This window comes from Nocardia sp. NPDC050793, from assembly GCF_040654065.1.
Classification (GTDB): domain Bacteria; phylum Actinomycetota; class Actinomycetes; order Mycobacteriales; family Mycobacteriaceae; genus Nocardia.
Genome location: NZ_JBFAHG010000028.1, coordinates 1 through 1,363, shown reverse-complemented (window position 1 = coordinate 1,363; position 1,363 = coordinate 1). Strand labels below are relative to the sequence as shown.

Below are 1,363 nucleotides of genomic sequence, written 5' to 3'. Positions count from 1 at the left end.
GTACCACAAATAAGGTTAAGAACTTATTTGTGGTACACAATAATGTCATTAAATGATGTTATCCTTAAATCTTAGAGTCACTATTGTATAATTTAGACAAAGGACAAAAACATAAAAAAACGCTACTCAAAAGAATTTAAAGAAACCCTTATCGCCTTCTATCATTCTGGTCAATCCGTCACCCAGCTGTCTAAAGAATACGACGTGGCCCCTGCAACAATTTATAAATGGATAGACCTCTACTCTAAATCTAATGAAAGCTCCGTCTCTAAAGCTGATTTTCTAGAATTAAAAAGACAACTGGCTAAAGTTAAGGAAGAACGAGACATCTTAAAAAAAGTATTGACCATATTCGCCGAGAAAAAGAAGTGAGTGCTGCGGATATGGCTCAAACCATACAAACTTTAGCACTCAATGTCAGACTAAGCTGTCAACTCCTTGATGTTCCTGAATCAAGTTATTATGAACGGATTAACCGACATCCATCTAAAACTCAATTAAGGAGACAATACCTGTCACTCAAAATTTCTCAACTCTTCAATACTAACCGAGGAATCTATGGTGCTCCTAAAATTCATCATCTTCTACTTAAACAAGGGGAAAAAGTCGGGTTAAAACTGGTACAGAAGCTAATGAAGCAACTTCAACTCAAGTCTGTAGTCATTAAGAAATTTAAGCCTGGATACTCACTAAGTGATCACATCAATCGAAAAAATCTTATACAGACTGAACCTACAAAGAAAAATAAGGTTTGGTCAACCGACATTACTTATATTCCTACTCAACAAGGATGGGCTTATCTCTCAACCATTATGGATCGTTATACTAAAAAAGTCATTGCTTGGGATTTGGGCAAGCGAATGACTGTAGAATTAGTGCAAAGAACTTTAAATAAGGCCATTAAATCACAAGACTATCCAGAAGCTGTTATTCTTCATTCTGACCAAGGAAGCCAGTATACGAGTCTAGAGTATGAAGAGTTACTTAAGTATTATGGGATGACTCACTCTTTCAGTCGAAGGGGATACCCTTATCATAATGCCAGTCTTGAATCTTGGCATGGACATTTAAAAAGAGAGTGGGTGTATCAATTTAAATATAAGAACTTTGAAGAAGCCTATCAGAGTATTTTCTGGTACATCGAAGCCTTTTATAATTCAAAACGAATCCATCAAAGTTTAGGGTATCTTACACCTAATCAATTTGAAAAGGTAAGTGCTTAAAATAAATAGATTAAAATTCTACGTTTGTTACTCTAAAAACTTGACTTAACGTCATTATTTATTAACATGAGTTTTTGTATTCATTATAGATATAGTTTAATTAAATCATTCAGAAATTGGGATGTATTTTTATAATTTTG

1 protein-coding gene is annotated in these 1,363 nt (G+C 34.0%); it reads left to right on the top strand.

Annotation, left to right across the window (positions count from 1 at the left end):
* Positions 1-111: 111 nt before the first annotated feature.
* Positions 112-1,223, top strand: a protein-coding gene (locus AB0H50_RS35500) for an IS3-like element IS981 family transposase (protein WP_357461665.1) whose coding sequence is annotated in 2 segments (ribosomal slippage) — positions 112-328 and positions 328-1,223 — 1,113 coding nt in all. Because the reading frame shifts where the segments join, the coding sequence is not laid out codon by codon here.
* The last annotated feature ends 140 nt before the right edge of the window (positions 1,224-1,363 follow it).